Source organism: Streptomyces mayonensis (assembly GCF_018982965.1).
Classification (GTDB): Bacteria; Actinomycetota; Actinomycetes; order Streptomycetales; family Streptomycetaceae; genus Streptomyces; species Streptomyces mayonensis.
The window spans coordinates 1-17,462 of record NZ_JACBYP010000044.1 but is presented as its reverse complement, the minus strand read 5'-3'; the positions used below and the strand labels follow the sequence as shown (position 1 = coordinate 17,462).

Below are 17,462 nucleotides of genomic sequence, written 5' to 3'. Positions count from 1 at the left end.
AGTGCCCGCACGCACCGCGAAGGAGGCCGCGTGACCGTACGCAGCACCGCCCGCACCGCCCCCACCGCCAGCACGCCCGACCTGTCGTCCCAGGACCCCGGCTGGTGGCGGCAGGCCGTCATCTACCAGGTGTACCCGCGCAGCTTCGCCGACGCCGACGGCGACGGGCTCGGTGACCTGCGCGGCATCACCCAGCGCCTGACCCACCTGGCCGCCCTGGGCGTCGACGCCCTGTGGCTCAGCCCGTTCTACCCCTCCGAACTCGCCGACGGCGGCTACGACGTCGACGACTACCGCGACGTCGACCCGCGCCTGGGCACCCTGGACGACTTCGACGCGATGGCGGCCGAGGCCCACCGGCTCGGTCTGAAGGTGATCGTCGACCTCGTCCCCAACCACACCTCGCACCGCCACGCGTGGTTCCGCGAGGCCCTGGCGGCGGGCCCCGGTTCGGCCGCCCGCGACCGGTACGTCTTCCGGGACGGCCGCGGTGAGCACGGGGAACTCCCGCCCACCGACTGGCAGTCCGTCTTCGGCGGCAGCGCCTGGCAGCGGGTGCCCGACGGGCAGTGGTACCTGCACCTCTTCGCGCCCCAGCAGCCCGACCTGAACTGGGAGAACGAGCAGGTCCGCGCCGACTTCCGCACCACGCTGAGGTTCTGGTGCGACCGGGGCGTCGACGGCTTCCGCGTCGACGTGGCGCACGCGCTGGTCAAGGACCTGGGCGAGCCGCTGCGCGACCTCGGCGCCCCCGAGCTGAGCGGCGAGGCGGCCCTCGCCGAGTTCGCGCCGGGGACCCACCCGTTCTACGACCGCGACGACGTGCACGAGGTCTACCGCGACTGGCGCAAGATCTTCGACACCTACTCCCCGCCCCGCACCGCCGTCGCCGAGGCCTGGGTCCCCGGCCCCCGGCGCGTCCTGTACGCCCGGCCGGACGAACTCGGCCAGGCCTTCAACTTCGAGTACCTTCAAGGTGGTTGGGACGCCGCCAAGCTGCGCGGGATCATCACCGGGTCGCTCGCCGACGCGCACGCCGCCGGCGCCTCGGCGACCTGGGTGCTCTCCAACCACGACGTGGTCCGGCACGCCTCCCGGCTGGTCCTCCCGCCGGGCACCGACCCGGACGCCTGGCTGCTGTCCGGCGGCCGCGCCCCGGCCGTCGACGCGGCGGCCGGTCTGCGCCGGGCCCGCGCGGCGACGCTCCTGATGCTGGCGCTGCCCGGCTCGGCCTACGTCTACCAGGGCGAGGAGCTGGGGCTGCCGGAGGTGGCCGACCTGCCCACCGAGGTCCTCCAGGACCCGATCTGGGAGCAGACCGGGCACGTCCGCAAGGGCCGCGACGGCTGCCGGGTGCCGCTGCCGTGGACGACGGACGGGCCGTCGTACGGATTCGGCACGGGCGGGGCGTGGCTGCCGCAGCCGCCGGGCTTCGGCGGGTACTCCGTCCAGGCGCAGGACGGGGTGGCGGGCTCCACGCTGGAGCTGTACCGCACGGCCCTGCGCCTGCGCCGCAAGCTGCTCGACGGCGAGTCGCTGACCTGGTCGGACGACGTTCCGGCCGGGGTCCTGCGGTTCGACCGCTCGGACACCTGGCGCTGCGTCACCAACCTCTCCGGGACCACCGTCGACCTGCCGGCCGGTGAGGTGCTGCTGAGCAGCGCCCCGCTGGACGGCGGCCGCCTCGGTCCCGACACGACGGTGTGGCTGGGGCTGTAGCGTCCCCTCGGCCTCCCTCTGCGCCCCCGGTCGCCCCCTCGCCCGGATGGCCCCGCACGCTGGTGGCGCGACGGGAGGGGGTGCCGTGAAGGGGTGACCGCGTGACCGCTCCCGGAACGCCGCCGGCAGTCACAGCGGCGGCTGGGCGGGGGCCGGTCCCAGGGTGGTGGTGCCGGGGGCGGTGCGGTGGCCGAGGCCCGTGCGGTACGCGTCGAGGGCCGCCTCCACCCGGCCGGTGCGGCGCAGCAGGTCGCCCAGGAGCCGGCACAGGTCGGCCAGGTCACCGACGGCCCCGGCCCGCTCCAGCAGGCTCAGCGCCCGGACGTAGTGCTCCTCGGCGGCCTCGGTGTCCCGGGCGTCCTCGGCGATGATGCCGAGCAGCCGGTGCGCGCCCGCGGAGTGCACGGCGCCGCGTTCGGAGGAGAGGTCGCTGAGGACCCCGTGCAGCAGTTCGGCGGCCTCCCCGGACTTGCCGCGCCGGTGCAGCACATCGGCCAGCTCGACGGCGACCTGGCTGCTGTAGAGGGCGGCGCGGGTGGCCGAGAGCATGCCGAGGGCCTCCCTCATCTCCTCCTCGGCGCGGGGGAGTTCGCCGTTCTGGGCGCAGACGTAGCCGCGCATCCAGTGGCAGTTGGCCAGTTCGGTGCGCAGTTGCAGCGTGCGGTACAGCTCGGCCGCCTTGGCCAGTGACGCGTCGGCCTCGGCGAGGCGGCCCTCGGCGAGCAGGGTGCGGGCGACGGTCCGGTGCATGCGGGCGACCAGCGCGGGGTCGCCGGCGCTGGGCGCGAGGGAGAGGGCGAGTTCGGCGGCCTGGGCGGCGCGCGCGTGGGCGCCCATGTCCATGTACGGGCCGATCACGCTGGCGTAGAGCATCAGCAGCGCGTCGGGGTCGTGCAGGCCGCCGCGGTTCAGCTCGTCGAGGGTGGACTCCAGGAGGTAGACGGCGTAGCGGAGTTCACCGGCGAGGTAGTGGGACAGGGCCCGTCCGCGCAGGGCGGGCACGCGCGCGGGAAGCGGCGCGCCGGCGTCGGCGAGGCACTGCTCGGCCCGCTCGAAGTACTGCCGTCCGGCGGCCAGTTCGCCGGTCTCCACCGAGCACTCCCCGAGCCCCAGCAGCGCGGCGGCCCGCTCCTCGGCCAGCTCGTACTCCTCGGCCTCGGCCAGCAGCCCGGTGTACAGCTCGGCCGCCTGCTCGGCGCCCTCGGCGGCGAAGGTGCGCTGCGCCTCGGTGAGCCTGAGCCGCAGGTCGGTGGCGAGGCGGGCGGGGCGTCCGGTGGCCAGCTCCTCGTAGCCGACGCCTAGCCGCTCGGCGAGGTGCCGCAGTGCCTCCTCGGAGGGGCGGACGCGGCCGGCCTCCAGGGTGGAGATGTAGGCGGGGGTGTACGCCGGTTCCGCGAGCTGGCGCTGTGTCAGGCCGCGCTCGGCCCGCAGCCGCTGCACCCGGCGTCCGACGGTCCCCCGGTCGTCACGGTCCGCCACTGCCAACTCCCCTGAGGCCTCTTGCCGTTCCACACGAACAGTTCTAGGTTAAACCGCGTATTAAGCGCGCTTACCCCGCTTGACACAATTCCTGGATCCGCAGAGGACACCGTGCCCGTACGCACCCGCACCGCCGAGCGCCGTGCCAGAGCACTCGCCGCCGCCGTCGTCACCGTGGCCTGCCTGCTGCTGGCCGCGAACGCGGGCCCCGCGGACCCGGACGACGCCTCGTCCCCGGCCCCGCGACCGGCGGCGGACACCGGCCCCGGCCCGGACGCCCGGGACCTGGACGACCCGGGCCTGGGCGCCCCCGGCCCGGACGAGCTCACCACGGTGAACGGCTGACAGCCGGATCCGGTTCAACTCCCCTGTGTCTGGAGTCTGCTCAGCTCCCGCTGCACGTGGTCCAGGGCCCCCTCGCGGCGGCCCGGCACGTGGCCCCGCAGCGTGGCGAGGGCCGCGCCCAGCTCCCTGGCCCGTCCGGCGTCGCGGATCCGCCCCCACTGGTGGTGGGCCCGGTCGACGGCCGCCTCGACGGCGGGCGCCTGCGGCGGCTGACCGGCGCGCAGCCGGGTCTCGGCCACCGTCAGCCAGGCCCGGCAGCTGCGCACCGGATCGCCCGCGAACATCGCCAGGTCGGCCCGGACCTCCGTCCAGTGCAGCGTGTCCTCGGCGGTGGGCCCGTGCGCCTGGGCGGCGGCCCGCTCGTGCCGGGCGGCGAACGCGTCGGCGTCGCCGTGCCGGCCGGCCCGTACGGCGGCGGCGATGACGGCGTGCGGGTCGCCCGCCACCGGCCCCGGCGCCGTCAGCACCAGGTCGGCCGAGCCCCCCGCGCCCTCGGCCGCCATGCGGGCCAGCGCCTGCTGGTGCAGGTCGTGGGGCGGCGGCCGGTGCCCGCTGCGCAGGATCGTCGCGACGCCCCGCATGTACGCGGGGACGGCCACCGTCCGCCGTGCGGGCGGCGGCGCGACGCGACCGTAGACGGCGTTGTCGCGCCCGCAGTCCAGGGGGTGCTCCCGCAGCCACTGCCACGTCTCCTGGTCGGCGTGCAGGTCGAGCAGCAGAGTCGTCGCGCCGCTCGGGCGCAGCCGCAGCTCCTCGCGGATCCAGTGCCAGGGCAGGGCGGTGTAGCGGACGGTCGCCGGCGTCGTACGGGCCAGCGCCAGGTGCGGCAGGCGCTGGCGCCGGTCCAGCTGGAGCTGGCCGGTCACGTAGACGGTCAGCGGTCCGGGGGCCGCGGCGGCGGCGCGCAGCCGGGTGAGGACGGCCTGCGGCTCCAGCGGGTCGGCGAGTTCGACGACGTTGGCCGTGTCGGCGCCGGAGAGCACGGCGGGCGGCACCGCCGCGAGCACGGGGAGCACGGAGGCGGCGTCCACCAGGCACCCGCGGCCCACGGGCGCCGCCGCGAGCAGCAGCACGGTTCCAGGCATGTCCCCTCCCGTCCCTCCCCTGTCGATCACGTACGGCAGCACCGTAACCGCTGCGGCCGCGCGGCGGGGCACGCAGTCCCTCCCGCCCCTCCGCCGGACGACGCCTGCCGCCTGCCGCCTGCGACAGCTCCGGCCCGAGCCGGAGCCGGAGTGCGGGTGCGGGCGCGGGGGCGGACACGGATGCGGCGCGGACACGGGTGGCGACGCTACGGCCACACCGGCGGGCGCCCCGCCCTGCGTACCGCGAAGACCGTGGTGTCGTCGGCCAGACGTCCCCGGCAGTGCCGCAGTGTGCCGTCCCGCACGAGGGCCACCAGCCGCCCGGGCGCGCTGTTCGCGGGGTCGGCGGCGACGGCGGCGGCGACGGCCCGGCCGTGCCGGTAGAAGCGCCCGGCGGGGTCGCGCGCCTCGGTGACACCGTCGGTGACCAGCAGCAGCGCCTCGTCCGCGGCGAGCGCCGCGCGCTCCGGCGACCCGACCGGTCCCGGGCCGAGGTCGCTCATGCCCAGCGGCAGCCCGCCGCCCACCGGCAGGGCGCGAACCCCGCGGGGGCCGACCGCCAGGGGTGGCTCGTGGCCGAAGACGGCGACCTCCACGGCGTCCGGCAGGCCGGGCCGGAAGCCGACCAGCACAGCGGTGGCGAACCGGTCCCCGTCGGACCGGCCGAGGGCCGCGGTGTGCGCGCGGTGGCGCAGCATCCGGGTCTCCAGGCGCCGGGCAACCACGGCGAGGTCCGCCTCGTGGTAGGCCGCCTCGCGGAAGGTGCCGAGCAGCGCGGCGGCCGCGTCCACCGCGCCGAGTCCCTTGCCCTGCACATCGCCGAGGAGGACGCGGGTGCCGTGCGGGCCCGGCTGGATGTCGTAGAAGTCGCCGCCGACGCGGGCCTCGCTGTCCGCGGCGAGGTAGACGGCGGCGTGCTCCAGGCCGCCGAAGTCCACCGGCAGCGGTCGGAGCACCGTGCGGCGGGTCGTCTCCGCGATGTCCCGCATGTGCGTCATGCTCCGCTCGCCCCGGACCCGGACCGCGGCCGCCACCACGGCGACCGCGCCGCCGATGACGACGAGCAGCAGACCGGGCAGACCGGTCTCCGCACGGTGCTGCCAGACCAGGTCGGCGAGCAGGTACACGACGATCGACAGCACCGAGAACAGGCCCGTGCTCCACACACCGCAGATCGCGGCGGCGACCCCGGGGACCAGCACCGTCCAGGCGATGAACTGGAACACGTCGGTGGTGACGTCGACCGCGACGATGCCGCCCAGCATCAGCAGCGGGACCAGCCAGGCGACGCTGTGGCCGCGCACGCTCAGCAGTGCGTGCCGGGAGGCGGCGTCGCCCCGGCCGGCGGCCCGGACGAGCCCGCCGAAGAGCTCCCACCAGCCACGTACCAGCCTGCGCACGCCACCCCTCACAGGAATCAGCGAAGCACGCGCCCCACCGGGGCGCATCCTGACTTGCCGGGCGGCGCGCGCAGGTGTGCGCTGGTAGTCGGGGCGAGGCGAGAGGAGTGCCCTCATGGCTCACGCGGTACCGACACGCGGCTCATCCACCGGGGCCCGCACCGGCACGGGCAGGACCGGCCGCACGGCGTGGCCCGACGTCTTCGGCAGGCGGACCCACCTGCTGGCGAAATGGGCGACGCCCCTCGTACTCGGCCTCGTCTACGGCTACTGGGCGGCGTCCGTCAGCCGCCGCGGCGGCCCCGTCACCGGCTGGAACCTGTTCTTCGGCTTCATGACGGCACTCGCGTTCGCCGTGCTCTACGTCGTGGTCCGCGAGGTGGCCCGGCGGCTGCCGCGGGAGGGCCACGCGGTGCTGTGGGGCGCGTTCGCGGGCAGTGCGCTGGGGTACCTGTACTCGGGCAGCGGCGTGGCCATGTTCACCTGCGTCGTCGTGTCCCTGCTGCTGGCCGCGGCGGTGACCGCCGGGCTGGCCTACTGGTACTACACCCACCAGGACGCCGAGGAGGCGCGGGCGGCCCGCACCACCTGACCGGCTCGTCGTGGGGGGCCATCTGCAGTCACGCCGGTCGCCCGGCGTGACTGCGCGCGTTTGCCTGGGAGGGTGTTCCCGCGCCTCAGGGGCGGCCTGTCGGCCGTGCTGATCGTCCTCGCCTGCCTGCTCGCACCGTGCGGCACGCTGGCGGGCTGGGCCGCGTACGGGCTGGCCGACACCGGACGGTACGTCGCCGCCACGGCCCCGCTCGCCGACGACCCGGACGTGCGGGAGGCGGTCGCGGGGCCGCTCGGCGCGGGCGTCGTGGACGAGGTCGCCGCCGGCCCCGGTCCGGTGACCGGCGCGGTACGGCTCTTCGTACGGGACGCGGCGCGCTCGTTCACCCGGACCGAGGCCTTCCGCGAGGGCTGGGTCACCGCCAACCGCACCGTCCACCGTGCCGTGCTGCGCGCCCTGCGGGACGACTCGGCGGCCGGGCGCCCCGTCACCGTCGACCTCGCTCCCGTCACCGAACGCGTCCGGGACCGGCTGGCCCGGGACAACGTGCCCTTCGCCCGGCGCATCCCGGTCCGGCACACCGAGGTCACCGTGCTCCCGGCCCACGACGCGGACCGGCTCAGGAAGGGCTACCACGTGCTCGACGTCGCCGCCTTCTGGCTGCCGCTGGCGGCCGTCGCCTTCGCGGTCACCGGCATCCTCCTCGCCGCCTGCCGCCGCCGTGCCGTCACGGCCGCCGGGCTCGGCACGGCCCTCGGCGGGGCGCTGCTCGGCCTGGCCGTCCTGGTCGGCCGCCGGCTCACCGTCACCGACCTCCCCGGCCCGGTCGACGGTCCCGCCGCGGGCGCCGTCTACGACGCCCTCACCGAAACCCTGCGCACCGCCTCGTGGCTCCTGGTCGCCCTCGGGCTCACGGTCGCCCTGACCTCCTGGCTCACGGGCCGCCACGGACACCGCGACGGACACCGCCACGGACGCCGCTTCGAACGCCCGGCAGGCCGACGTGGCGACCGCGCACGCCGGCACGCGGACCACGCACCCGCTGCGGGTACGGACCCCCGGGAAGACGACGCGAAGACCGCGGACGCCGGCGCCTAGCCTGCCCCGCACCCGCACCCGCACCCGCACCCGCACCCGCACCCGCAACGCTCCTTCCGACCCCGCCTGCCCCCGTCCGACCGCCTGCCCCGTCCGATGCCGTCGGGGCCCGTCCGGGCCCGGCGCGCGTACCCGGTGCGCAACTCCGGACCCCCGGTTCCTCGTCCTTTGGGGGAGTATTCGGGCAGCGCACCGCGAGCGGAGGGCCGGGACTTGGGGACCGAGACCGACACGGCGTACGGCGAACGGACGGACACCCGGGGCGGGCGCGCCGCCCGCCGCACCGGACGGCGGCTGGGGGCGTGGTGCGCCGGGCTGCTGTTCACGGGCGTGAGCGTGGTCGTCGGCTGCCGTGTCGCCGACAGCGACGGCATCACCCCGGTACCGCAGCTGCTCGCTTTCCTGCCCTGGCTGCTGGCGCCCACCGCTGCGGGCCTGCTGCTGACGCTGCTCGCCCGGTGGTGGACCGGCGCGGTGTGGGGCGTCGCGCTGCTCGGGCTGCTGGCCTGGTTCGCCGAGCCGTACGGCAGGACCGGCGAGCCCGCCGGGCCGCCCGTCGCCCAGGTGCGGGTGCTGACGTCGAACGTCGAGTTCGGGCAGGGCACCGACGCCCTGATCGCCGCCGTGCGGGACGAGAAGCCCGACCTCGTGTTCGTGCAGGAGTGCGAGTACACGTGCGACGCGGCGCTGCGACGCGAACTCGCCGCCCGCTACCCGCACCGGCAGGCCGTCGAGGGCGGCGGCTCCGAGGGCTCGGTCATCCTGAGCGCGTTCCCGCTCGAGGCCGCCCCCGGCGTCCCCGGGACCATGGGCATGCCCGGCGCCGTCGCCGACGTGCGCGGCCACGCCGTACGGCTCCAGCTCGCCCACCCGATGCCGCCGCTGCCGGACCAGGTGGACCTGTGGCGCAAGGAGCTGGCCGCCGTGCGCGACGCCGTCGCCGCCCCGGGGGACCGCGGGACGCCCACCGTCCTGGCCGGCGACTTCAACGCCTCCCAGGACCACGCCGCCTTCCGCCGCATCCTCGACACGGGGCTGGGCGACGCGGCCCGGCTGGCGGGGGAGGACCGCACGCCGACCTGGCCCGCGAAGACCCTCCCCGTGTTCGGCACGCAGATCGACCACGTCCTGGTGTCCGAGGACTTCGCCGCGCACGGCGCCCGGTTCCTGGACCTGGCCGGCACCGACCACCGCGCGCTGGTCGTCGACCTGACCCTGCACGCGGCGGACGGCTGACCCCCACCGTTCGTCGAGGGGCGGCTCGGACACCGTTCGTCGAGGGCGGCTCAGACCCCGATGTCGCGGCCGTCCTCGCGCCACACCGCCACGACGGCCGGGCGCACGATCTTCCCCGGTCCGTCGGGCCAGGTGCTGGCCGGCTCCTCCACGGAGGCGCCGTCGACCTCGCCCGGGTGCTGCACGGCGACCAGCACGCGCCGGTCCTGGACGAGCGGACCGCAGGTCTCCGCACCGGTCGGCACGGTCAGGAACTGCTTCAGCTCACCGCGCCTGTCGCCCTTGGTCGCCACGCCGAAGAGCCCGTCGTGGGTGCCGAGCGCGTTGCCGTCGGTGGAGATCCACAGGTTCCCGTGGTCGTCGAAGGCGACGTTGTCGGGGCAGGAGATCGGGCTGACCCGGTCCTTGGGGAAGCCCGCGAAGTAGGTCGCCGGGTCCTCCGGGTCGCCCGCGACGAGGAACAGCGACCAGGCGAAGGAGGTGGCGTCGGCCCGGTTCCAGCGCTCGGTCAGCTCCAGGACGTGGCCGTGCTTGTTGGCGTTGCGGGGGTTGGCCTCGTCCGGCTTGGGTTTGGCGTCCACGCCGCGGTCGGTGTTGTTGGTGAGGGCGACGTACACCTTGCCGGTCTTCGGCGACGGCTCGATGTCCTCGGGCCGGTCCATCTTGGTCGCGCCGACCTTGTCACCGGCGAGCCGCGTGAACACGCACACCTCCTCGGCACTCATGCCCTCGACGTGCGAGACGGCACCGCGCTCCGTGGCGGTGACCAGCGGAATCCACCGGCCGCTCCCGTCGAACTCGCCGTCGCTCGGCAGCTTGCCCGAGCCGTCGATCTCGATCGCCGGGGAGTCGCCGCTGAGCTTGGCGACGTACAGCGTGCCCTCGTCGAGCAGCGAGAGGTTGTGCTCGCGCGCCCAGCGGGAGTTGCCGTGCCGCATCCGCTTGCTGCCGACGAACTTGTAGAAGTAGTCGAACCGCTCGTCGTCGCCGGTGTAGACGACCGGCCGCCCGTCGTGCGTCAGCCGCACGGTCGCGGCCTCGTGCTTGAAGCGGCCGAGCAGCGTGTGCTTGCGCGGCGTCGAGTCCGGGTCGTACGGGTCCAGCTCGACGACGTACCCGAACCGGTGCACCTCGTTCGGCTCCTGGGCGATGTCGAACCGCTTGTCGAACCGCTCCCACTTGCGCTCGGTGGCGCCGGTGCCGATGCCGTACCGCTTGTCGGTGTCGCTGGAGGCGTTGGCGAAGTACTGGTTGAAGTTCTCCTCGCCGTGCAGCGTCGTGCCCCACGGGGTGGTGCCGCCGGAGCAGTTGTTGAGGGTGCCGAGGACCTTGCGGCCGCTGCGGTCGGCGGAGGTCTTCAGCAGGTCGGACCCGGCGGCGGGCCCGGTCAGCCGGAACTCGGTGGTGGCGGTGACCCGCCGGTTCAGCCGATGCCGCGAGACGCCCGTCAGACGGCCGCTCCTCTTCTCCTCCTCCACGGCGACGACCGACAGACCGTGCGCGGCCCAGGCGATCTCGACCTGCTCGCGGGTCGGGTTCTCGGGGTCGTAGCCGCGGAACATGAGCACCTCGTCGGTGTACTCGTGGTTCGCGACGAGGAGCTGGCGGCCGTGCTCGCCCCGCAGCGGCAGCAGCGCGAGGAAGTCGTTGTTGTACCCGAACTGCCCGGCCTGCGCCTTGGCGCTCTGCTTCTCCGGGTCGAAGGCGGGAGCCCCGCGCAGAATGGGTTCACCCCAACGGATCACGACGTTCTGCCGGTATCCGTCCGGAATGGTGACGGTGTCGTCGGTGTTCGGCGCGACGGGCGTGAACCGCAGCCCGCGCGCGCCCTGCGGTTTCGACGGTTTCCCGTGCCCGTGCCCGTTTCCGTGCCCCTTTCCGGCCGCGGGCGCGGCCTGCGCCGACGGTGCTCCCGCGACCCCGGCGGCCCCGGCGCCCGCCGCGGCGACGGTGACGACGGCGGCGGCCCGCATCATCGACCGGCGGCTGAGCGCACCAGCGATGACGTCACCTACGTACTCGTTGTCGCTGGTGTTGGGCACCTCGTGGAAACAGGCGTCACCGCACCGGAAACGGCAGGTCATGGCAGACCTCCCGCCGGGGTGCGAACCGGACGGCGTTCCGATCAACGGCAGCAGCTTGCGCACTGTGTTCTCCCCTTGAGAAACCCTGAATACCCTTGGTGTCAGCGCGACCGTAGGGGCGCACACATGCGGGAGCCGGGCATCGCGGTGAACGACGGGTGAACCCGCGGAAGCCAAGGGGGGACTGCTGCGGCGTCTCGATCCCGCCTTGACGCGTCCGCGCAGCCGTGGCAGACCCTGCACAAGATCACAAGTCGGGGCCGCTAACCTTACGTGTCCGTCCTGGCCAGGGATCTACGGGCATCAACTCACGCGAAGGGTTGCGCACATGGGCATTCTGACTCTCCTGCGGAACGCGTTCGGCCGGTCACGCAAAGAACGGGCCGCTGAGACGGAGGGTGCGACGCAGGAGGCGGCACCGCCCGTCACCGCGCCGGAGCAGAAGCTCCCGTCGCAGCCGACCGCCTCCGAACCCCCGGCCCAGCCGGAGGCCACCCTCCAGGTCCCCGAGCCCCGCTCGGAACCGACTCCGGCCGACGCCTCCACCTCCCCCTCCACCGACGAGCACGACCTCGTCAAGGCCGCCTTCACCAACATCACGGTCCCGAAGCCGACGGAGCCGACGGAGCCGACAACAGAGGCAGCGGCAGAGCCGGAACCCAAGCCCGAGCCGAAGGCAGAGGCAGAGCCGAAACCGGAACCCAAGCCGGAGCCGACGGCAGAGCCCGAGCCGGAGTCGAAGGCAGAGCCTGAGGTAGAACCGAAGCCGGAGCCCGAGCCGGAGCCGGAGCCCGAGCCGGAGCCGGAGCCGGAGCCGAAGGCAAAGACCGAGCCCGAGCCCGAGCCGGAGGCAGAGACCGGAACAACGCCCGAACCAGCCCCGGACCCGGCGCCCGCCGACGGCGAGGAACCCCCACAGGGGCCACCCGCACCCGACAACGAAAGCAGCACGGGCGGTGCGGGTGCGAAGACGCACGCCGAAGGCGCAGCCGAGGCCACCCCCCACAGCGAGCCGCAGGCCCCCGTGTCAAAACCCGCAACCCCCGCCGCGCGCCTCCGCTCCCGCGCCCCCGCCCTCACCACCGCCTACAAGGCCGCCGGCACCGCCCTGAAGAAGCACGGCCTCACCGGCACCCGCGCCCGGGTCCACCTGGTCCTCGACCGCTCCGCCTCCATGCGCCCGTACTACAAGGACGGCTCCGCCCAGGCCCTCGCCGAGCAGACCCTCGCGCTCGCCGCCCACCTCGACCCCGAGGCGACGGTGCACGTCACGTTCTTCTCCACGGAAGTGGACGGCACCGGGGAACTGACCCTCACCGACCACGAGGACAAGATCGACGAGCTGCACGGAGCGCTCGGCCGCATGGGCCGCACCGCCTACCACGCCGCCGTGGAGGCCGTCCTCGCCCACCACACCGAACACGCGTCCCCCGGCACGCCCGCCCTGGTGGTCTTCCAGACCGACGGCGCCCCCGACGCCAAGACCCCCGCCACCCAGTCCCTCACGGACGCCGCGGCGAACCACCCGGAGGTCCACTTCTCCTTCGTCGCCTTCGGTGACCCGGAGAACAAGGCCTTCGACTACCTCCGCAAGCTCAAGACGGGCAACGCCTCCCACTTCCTCGCGGGCGAGACCCCCAAGGAGCTCACCGACAAGGAGCTCTACGAGGGCCTACTGGCCACCTGGCGCCCGTAACGGCGTCACCGGGGGGGGGACGGCGGACCGGCGAAACCTGCCGTCCACCCCCCGAAACGCGTGTGAGTCGATCTCCGCCGGACCAGTAGGATTTCGACCATGGCGGCCACTGGAACCGAGAAGCAGGGGGCGAAGGCGTACTACGTCTCGACCCCCATCTACTACGTCAACGACGCTCCTCACCTGGGCCACGCCTATACGACCGTCGCAGGCGACGTGCTCACCCGCTGGCACCGCCAGCGCGGTGAGAAGGTGTGGTACCTCACCGGCACGGACGAGCACGGTCAGAAGATCATGCGCACGGCCGAGGCGAACGGGGTCACCCCGCAGGCCTGGGCCGACAAGCTCGTCACCGAGGCCTGGAAGCCCCTGTGGGAGCACCTCGACATCGCGAACGACGACTTCATCCGCACCACGCAGAAGCGGCACACCGACCGCGTCCAGGAGTTCGTGCAGGACCTGTACGACAAGGGCGAGATCTACAAGGGCGGCTACGAGGGCCCGTACTGCGTGGGCTGCGAGGAGTACAAGCTCCCCGGCGAGCTGCTCGACGGCGAGGGCGAGTACGCGGGCCAGAAGCTGTGCCCCATCCACAAGAAGCCGGTGGAGATCCTCAGCGAGGAGAACTACTTCTTCAAGCTGAGCGAGTACAGCGAGAGGCTGCTCGCGCACTACGAGGCCAACCCGGGCTTCATCCAGCCCGAGTCCGCGCGCAACGAGGTCGTGAACTTCGTCCGCCAGGGCCTGCAGGACCTCTCCATCTCCCGCTCGACCTTCGACTGGGGCGTGCCGGTCCCCTGGGACGACAAGCACGTCATCTACGTCTGGGTCGACGCCCTGCTGAACTACGCCACGGCGGTCGGCTACAACGAGGACCCGGAGCGGTTCGCGTCGACGTTCCCGGCCGACGTGCACCTGGTCGGCAAGGACATCCTCCGCTTCCACGCGGTCATCTGGCCGGCGATGCTGATGGCCCAGGGCCTGCCGCTGCCCGGCAAGGTCGCCGCGAACGGCTGGCTGATGGTCGGCGGCGAGAAGATGAGCAAGTCCAACCTGACGGGCATCAAACCGCAGGACCTGACCTCGCACTTCGGCGTGGACGCGTACCGCTGGTACTTCCTGCGCGCGATCGCGTTCGGCCAGGACGGCTCGTTCTCGTGGGAGGACTTCTCCGCCCGCTACACCAGCGAGCTGGCCAACGACTACGGCAACCTCGCCTCCCGCGTCGCGGCCATGGTCAACAAGTACTTCGGCGGCGAGCTGCCGGCCGCGACGGCCGACGGGGACGCCGAGCAGGCGATCCACTCCGGCCTGACCAGGGCGGTCACGGAGGCGGACCGGAAGATCGGCGAGGAGCTGGACTTCCAGGGCGGCATCCTGGCGGTCTTCGACTTCGTGAAGCAGGTCAACGGCTACATCACCGAGCAGGAGCCCTGGAAGGTCGCCAAGGACGACTCGCCGGAGGGGAAGGCCCGCCTGGCAACGATCCTCTACACGGCCGCAGAATCCCTGCGCGCGGTGGCGGTCCTCCTCAACCCGATCATGCCGGACACCTCCCAGAAGCTCTGGGACTCCCTCGGCGCCGAGGCGTCCCTGGGCGCCCTCGCGGACCAGCGGGTCCAGGACGCGGCGGACTGGGGCCGGCTGCCCGCCGGTGCCACGGTCACCAAGGGCGCGGTGCTCTTCCCGCGTCTCGAGGAGAAGCCGGCCGCGTAACGCGCTCGCTACAGGAAGGGGCCCGGGAGGAGACAGCTCTTCTCCCGGGCCCCGCCCTTTGCGAAGATCGGACCATAACGATCTCAAGGGGGCAGCCATGGCACTGTTCGGCAACGCACACACGGTCGACCCGGCCAAGGCCCAGCAGGAGTACGCGCGGCTCCTGGGCCAAGGCGAGCAGATCTACGCCGCCTACCTGCTGATACGCGACACCATCCTGTTCACCGACCGGCGCCTGATCCTGATCGACAAGCAGGGCATCACCGGCAAGAAGACCGAGTACCACTCGATCCCGTACCGCAGCATCACGCACTTCGCGGTCGAGACGGCCGGCCACTTCGACCTCGACGCGGAACTGAAGATCTGGCTGTCGAGCTCCCAGACCCCGATCGAGAAGACCTTCACCAAGGGCGTCGACATCTACGAGGTCCAGGCGATCCTGACCCAGTTCGTGGCCCGCTGACGCAAGCACCCGGACCGCACTTGGATTCCGGTCGAGGGGTCAGCCCCCGGCCGCGTATGCCACCAGGTCCGCCCACGCCTCCGGCGCCACCGCGAGGCGGGGGCTCGCACCGCGGTACTTGGAGTCGCGGATATGGACGGTGCCGGGGGTGGTGGCCACCTCGACGCATGAGTCGCCTTCATTGCCATCGCTGTAGCTGCTCTTGAACCACGCCAGTTCGGAGGCTTCCCCGGCGGAGGCCTTGCGGATCATGTTTCTCCCAGCAGTTGTTCGATGAAGGTCAGCGACTCCCCCGGCGGGAAGGCCTGCGCCCGGATGGTGCCATACCTCAGCTCAAGGATGCGGAGTTGCCTCGGGTCAGAGATCGGCCGCCCGTTGAACGCACCATCGGAGCGTCCCACGGCCGTTCCGTCATCGAACTTCAGCAACTCGATCTTGCCGTCCAGGCCCGGATGGGTCTCGCGGTGCGTCGGCATCACCTGGAGGGTGACCCTACGCAACCGCCCTACCTCCAACAGACGTTCGAGCTGTCGTCGCCACACCATTGTGCCTCCGAGAGGCCGCCGGAGCGGCGCCTCTTCCAGGACGAAGCTGATTGCAGGGGCAGGGTCCCGATCAAAGATCGCCTGCCTGGCCATGCGAGCCGCGACCATCCGCTCGACCTCCTCCTCGGAGTACGGAGGCTGCCGTGACTCGAAAGCTGCCCTGGCATGCTCAGGTGTCTGCAACAGCCCACTGACGCTGTGGCACACATACACCCCGATCTCGACCGCCCGCGCCTCCATCTGCGCCAGATCCCGCACCTTCTTCGGATACCGGACCTTCGCCACGTCCTCCTTCATCGCGGCGAGCAGCCCACCCGCGCCCAACACCTCGTCGGCCATGTCCAGATACTCCGGCCGGGGAATCCGCTTCCCGCCCTCGATCTTGTAGACGAGATCCTCGCCGTACCCCACGGCCCTGCCGAACTCCCCGGCCCGCATCCCCACGGCCTCCCGGCGCAGCTTCAACTGCCGCCCCACGGTGGCGACCACCGCCACGCCCCACTCGTCGTCCGGGTCCACCTCCCAACCGGGCTCGTCAGCCTCGGTCCTGAGCTGCCGAACCTCACCGTCCACCGACATGCGCGCCCCTCCGTCGTACCGCCTCGTACCAGCCACGCCCTACCCGTACGCACTGCCCTGACAAGCCCGGACACCACTGGACAACCGCCAGACAGTGACCGTACGCAACGGCGTCATCACTCCTCACGGTACGCAGCTGCGGCCACGCTGAGTGACGTGAACCAGAAACTCACCCCACCCGGCAAACCCGTCCGCAGCTTCAGCCTCTTGCTGTCCTCCACGCCGCGCGGTGCTCGCCTCGCCCGACTGCTGGCAACCGAACAACTGCGCTCCTGGGGATTGCCGTTGGATCCGGCGGAGCACATCGTGGCCGAGCTGGCGAACAACGCCGCCACCCACGGACGCGTCCCGGGGCGGAACTTCCAGCTTCAGCTCCACGTGGTCGGCGGGACCCTCCGCATCGAGGTCACGGACACGCGCGGTGACCGGATGCCGCGCCCGCGCACCACCGGCCCCGTCGACGAGTCCGGCCGCGGTCTGGCCCTCGTCACGGCGCTCGCCGACCGCTGGGGAGTAACCCCCGGCCGGCCTCCCCGCAAAACGGTCTGGGCCGAACTCGCCCTCACGGAACAGGAAGTACCGGAACGTGACCAGACGTGTTCCGGTCCCACCTGCGCCCCCAATGAACCACCAACTGGGGAGAAAGCACCCCACCAAGCCCCTCCCCTCCCTCCCGCCGGGCTTGGTCACTCCTGCGAGTGAATATGCCAACTCGGCTGGATTCGGGACTGGTTGTCTGCCTTACGCTCAGCGGCGACACACCACAGACATGCGACGGCCCTCGCCGGGAGTGGGATCCCAATGCGAGGGCCTGACCACCGAGGAAAGACCCTTCCTGATGGCTGCACAGCACCCTAACGCGCCCGTATCCGCCACGTCCCGAACCCCGGACGAAGACCACCCCAACGAACAGCCCCTCGCGGGCGTCGTCCACGATCACGTCCGCCACACCGAGAGCTTCACGGTGGTCGGCAACCACCTCGTCCAGCACAAGGAGCTGTCCCTGCTCGCCATCGGGCTCTCCTGTTACATCCAGTCGGTGCGGCAGGGCACGTCCGTCGACATCAAGACCCTCGCCGCCCGCTTCCCCGAGGGCCCCACCCGCATCGCCGCCGGTCTGCGCGAGCTGGAAAAACACGGCTACCTGCAACGCACGTGTACCCGCACGTCCACCGGCCGGATCATCACCCGCACGGTCTCCCGCAACAGGCCCGGACACACCAGCAGCGGCAGCACACGGAATACGGCATCCCGCCCTTCCGCCCGGCGCGCGGGCCAGGAGAAGCCGCCGCCACGCAAGCGCCTCCCCGCCGTGCCCCAGCCGTCGTACCCCGCCCCCCCCCGCCGCCCGGCGGCGGGGGGCGGCCGCCCCCGCCCGCGCCCCCCCGCGGGGCGCGGGGCCCGGCCCCCCCCCCCCGACCCGGAGGCGACAGGCCCGAACAACCCCGACCGGAGGAAAATTAT

15 protein-coding genes and 1 pseudogene are annotated in these 17,462 nt (G+C 73.0%); 10 read left to right on the top strand and 6 right to left on the bottom strand.

The annotated features are described in order from the left end of the window. Positions 1 to 30: 30 nt before the first annotated feature. Positions 31 to 1,719 carry a glycoside hydrolase family 13 protein gene (locus HZS56_RS18605; protein ID WP_216721825.1) on the top strand — a complete coding sequence of 563 codons (1,689 nt, stop codon included), beginning with the start codon at positions 31 to 33 and terminating at the stop codon, positions 1,717 to 1,719. 129 nt (positions 1,720 to 1,848) lie between these two features. Here the strand turns inward: HZS56_RS18605 and HZS56_RS18600 are convergent, their stop codons facing one another. Next, positions 1,849 to 3,198: a helix-turn-helix domain-containing protein gene (locus HZS56_RS18600; protein WP_216721824.1), complete on the bottom strand. Its 1,350-nt coding sequence runs from the start codon at positions 3,196 to 3,198 to the stop codon at positions 1,849 to 1,851. Between the two features lie 111 nt (positions 3,199 to 3,309). On the opposite strand from HZS56_RS18600, the gene HZS56_RS18595 reads away from it, so the two are divergent. Further along, entirely contained in the window at positions 3,310 to 3,543 is a 234-nt protein-coding gene (locus HZS56_RS18595) for a hypothetical protein (protein ID WP_216721838.1), read from the top strand. Between the two features lie 14 nt (positions 3,544 to 3,557). Here the strand turns inward: HZS56_RS18595 and HZS56_RS18590 are convergent, their stop codons facing one another. Together HZS56_RS18590 and HZS56_RS18585 are read right to left on the bottom strand one after the other, a co-directional pair. Continuing rightward, positions 3,558 to 4,628 carry a hypothetical protein gene (locus tag HZS56_RS18590; RefSeq protein WP_216721823.1) on the bottom strand — a complete coding sequence of 357 codons (1,071 nt, stop codon included), beginning with the start codon at positions 4,626 to 4,628 and terminating at the stop codon, positions 3,558 to 3,560. A gap of 206 nt (positions 4,629 to 4,834) precedes the next feature. Beyond that, entirely contained in the window at positions 4,835 to 6,028 is a 1,194-nt protein-coding gene (locus HZS56_RS18585) for a PP2C family protein-serine/threonine phosphatase (protein ID WP_308408098.1), read from the bottom strand. A gap of 115 nt (positions 6,029 to 6,143) precedes the next feature. Between HZS56_RS18585 and HZS56_RS18580 the strand changes: the two genes are divergently transcribed. The 3 genes from HZS56_RS18580 to HZS56_RS18570 all read left to right on the top strand — a co-directional run bounded on the left by HZS56_RS18580 (position 6,144) and on the right by HZS56_RS18570 (position 8,915). After that, positions 6,144 to 6,620 carry a hypothetical protein gene (locus HZS56_RS18580; RefSeq protein ID WP_216721822.1) on the top strand — a complete coding sequence of 159 codons (477 nt, stop codon included), beginning with the start codon at positions 6,144 to 6,146 and terminating at the stop codon, positions 6,618 to 6,620. Positions 6,621 to 6,692: 72 nt separating this feature from the next. After that, on the top strand, positions 6,693 to 7,679 hold the full coding sequence (locus tag HZS56_RS18575; protein WP_308408097.1) for a hypothetical protein: 987 nt from the start codon (positions 6,693 to 6,695) through the stop codon (positions 7,677 to 7,679). A gap of 213 nt (positions 7,680 to 7,892) precedes the next feature. Continuing rightward, positions 7,893 to 8,915: an endonuclease/exonuclease/phosphatase family protein gene (locus tag HZS56_RS18570; protein WP_216721821.1), complete on the top strand. Its 1,023-nt coding sequence runs from the start codon at positions 7,893 to 7,895 to the stop codon at positions 8,913 to 8,915. A 50-nt stretch (positions 8,916 to 8,965) separates the two neighbouring features. Here HZS56_RS18570 and HZS56_RS18565 read toward each other — a convergent pair whose 3' ends face one another. Continuing rightward, the gene (locus HZS56_RS18565) at positions 8,966 to 11,062 is read right to left on the bottom strand and encodes a PhoX family protein (protein WP_216721820.1); all 2,097 of its coding nucleotides are present in this window, start codon (positions 11,060 to 11,062) and stop codon (positions 8,966 to 8,968) included. Between the two features lie 265 nt (positions 11,063 to 11,327). Between HZS56_RS18565 and HZS56_RS18560 the strand changes: the two genes are divergently transcribed. The 3 genes from HZS56_RS18560 (at position 11,328) to HZS56_RS18550 (ending at position 14,874) form a co-directional block, all read left to right on the top strand. After that, a complete protein-coding gene (locus HZS56_RS18560) occupies positions 11,328 to 12,695 on the top strand; it encodes a VWA domain-containing protein (protein ID WP_216721819.1) in 1,368 nt (455 codons plus the stop codon). 99 nt (positions 12,696 to 12,794) lie between these two features. Next, positions 12,795 to 14,411, top strand: a complete 1,617-nt coding sequence (gene metG / locus HZS56_RS18555) for a methionine--tRNA ligase (protein ID WP_216721818.1) — start codon at positions 12,795 to 12,797, stop codon at positions 14,409 to 14,411. Between the two features lie 97 nt (positions 14,412 to 14,508). Continuing rightward, on the top strand, positions 14,509 to 14,874 hold the full coding sequence (locus HZS56_RS18550; protein WP_216721817.1) for a PH domain-containing protein: 366 nt from the start codon (positions 14,509 to 14,511) through the stop codon (positions 14,872 to 14,874). 39 nt (positions 14,875 to 14,913) lie between these two features. Here the strand turns inward: HZS56_RS18550 and HZS56_RS18545 are convergent, their stop codons facing one another. Further along, positions 14,914 to 15,126 carry a DUF397 domain-containing protein gene (locus HZS56_RS18545; RefSeq protein WP_216721816.1) on the bottom strand — a complete coding sequence of 71 codons (213 nt, stop codon included), beginning with the start codon at positions 15,124 to 15,126 and terminating at the stop codon, positions 14,914 to 14,916. Further along, positions 15,123 to 15,998 (bottom strand): helix-turn-helix domain-containing protein, encoded by an 876-nt coding sequence (locus HZS56_RS18540; RefSeq protein ID WP_216721815.1) that lies wholly within the window; start codon positions 15,996 to 15,998, stop codon positions 15,123 to 15,125. Before HZS56_RS18540 ends, HZS56_RS18545 begins: the two co-directional genes overlap by 4 nt. A gap of 156 nt (positions 15,999 to 16,154) precedes the next feature. Here HZS56_RS18540 and HZS56_RS18535 point away from each other — a divergent pair, with 156 nt between their 5' ends. Continuing rightward, on the top strand, positions 16,155 to 16,700 hold the full coding sequence (locus tag HZS56_RS18535; RefSeq protein ID WP_216721814.1) for an ATP-binding protein: 546 nt from the start codon (positions 16,155 to 16,157) through the stop codon (positions 16,698 to 16,700). A 136-nt stretch (positions 16,701 to 16,836) separates the two neighbouring features. Next, positions 16,837 to 17,462 (top strand): annotated as a pseudogene (locus HZS56_RS18530) (hypothetical protein); the annotation flags it as partial.

Bases quoted from the DNA above. Each gene is read 5' to 3' on its own strand.
- HZS56_RS18590 (WP_216721823.1), bottom strand. From the start codon at position 4,628: ATGCCTGGAACCGTGCTGCTGCTCGCGGCGGCGCCCGTGGGCCGCGGG.
- HZS56_RS18580 (WP_216721822.1), top strand. From the start codon at position 6,144: ATGGCTCACGCGGTACCGACACGCGGCTCATCCACCGGGGCCCGCACC.
- HZS56_RS18560 (WP_216721819.1), top strand. From the start codon at position 11,328: ATGGGCATTCTGACTCTCCTGCGGAACGCGTTCGGCCGGTCACGCAAA.
- metG (WP_216721818.1), top strand. From the start codon at position 12,795: ATGGCGGCCACTGGAACCGAGAAGCAGGGGGCGAAGGCGTACTACGTC.
- HZS56_RS18550 (WP_216721817.1), top strand. From the start codon at position 14,509: ATGGCACTGTTCGGCAACGCACACACGGTCGACCCGGCCAAGGCCCAG.
- HZS56_RS18545 (WP_216721816.1), bottom strand. From the start codon at position 15,126: ATGATCCGCAAGGCCTCCGCCGGGGAAGCCTCCGAACTGGCGTGGTTC.
- HZS56_RS18540 (WP_216721815.1), bottom strand. From the start codon at position 15,998: ATGTCGGTGGACGGTGAGGTTCGGCAGCTCAGGACCGAGGCTGACGAG.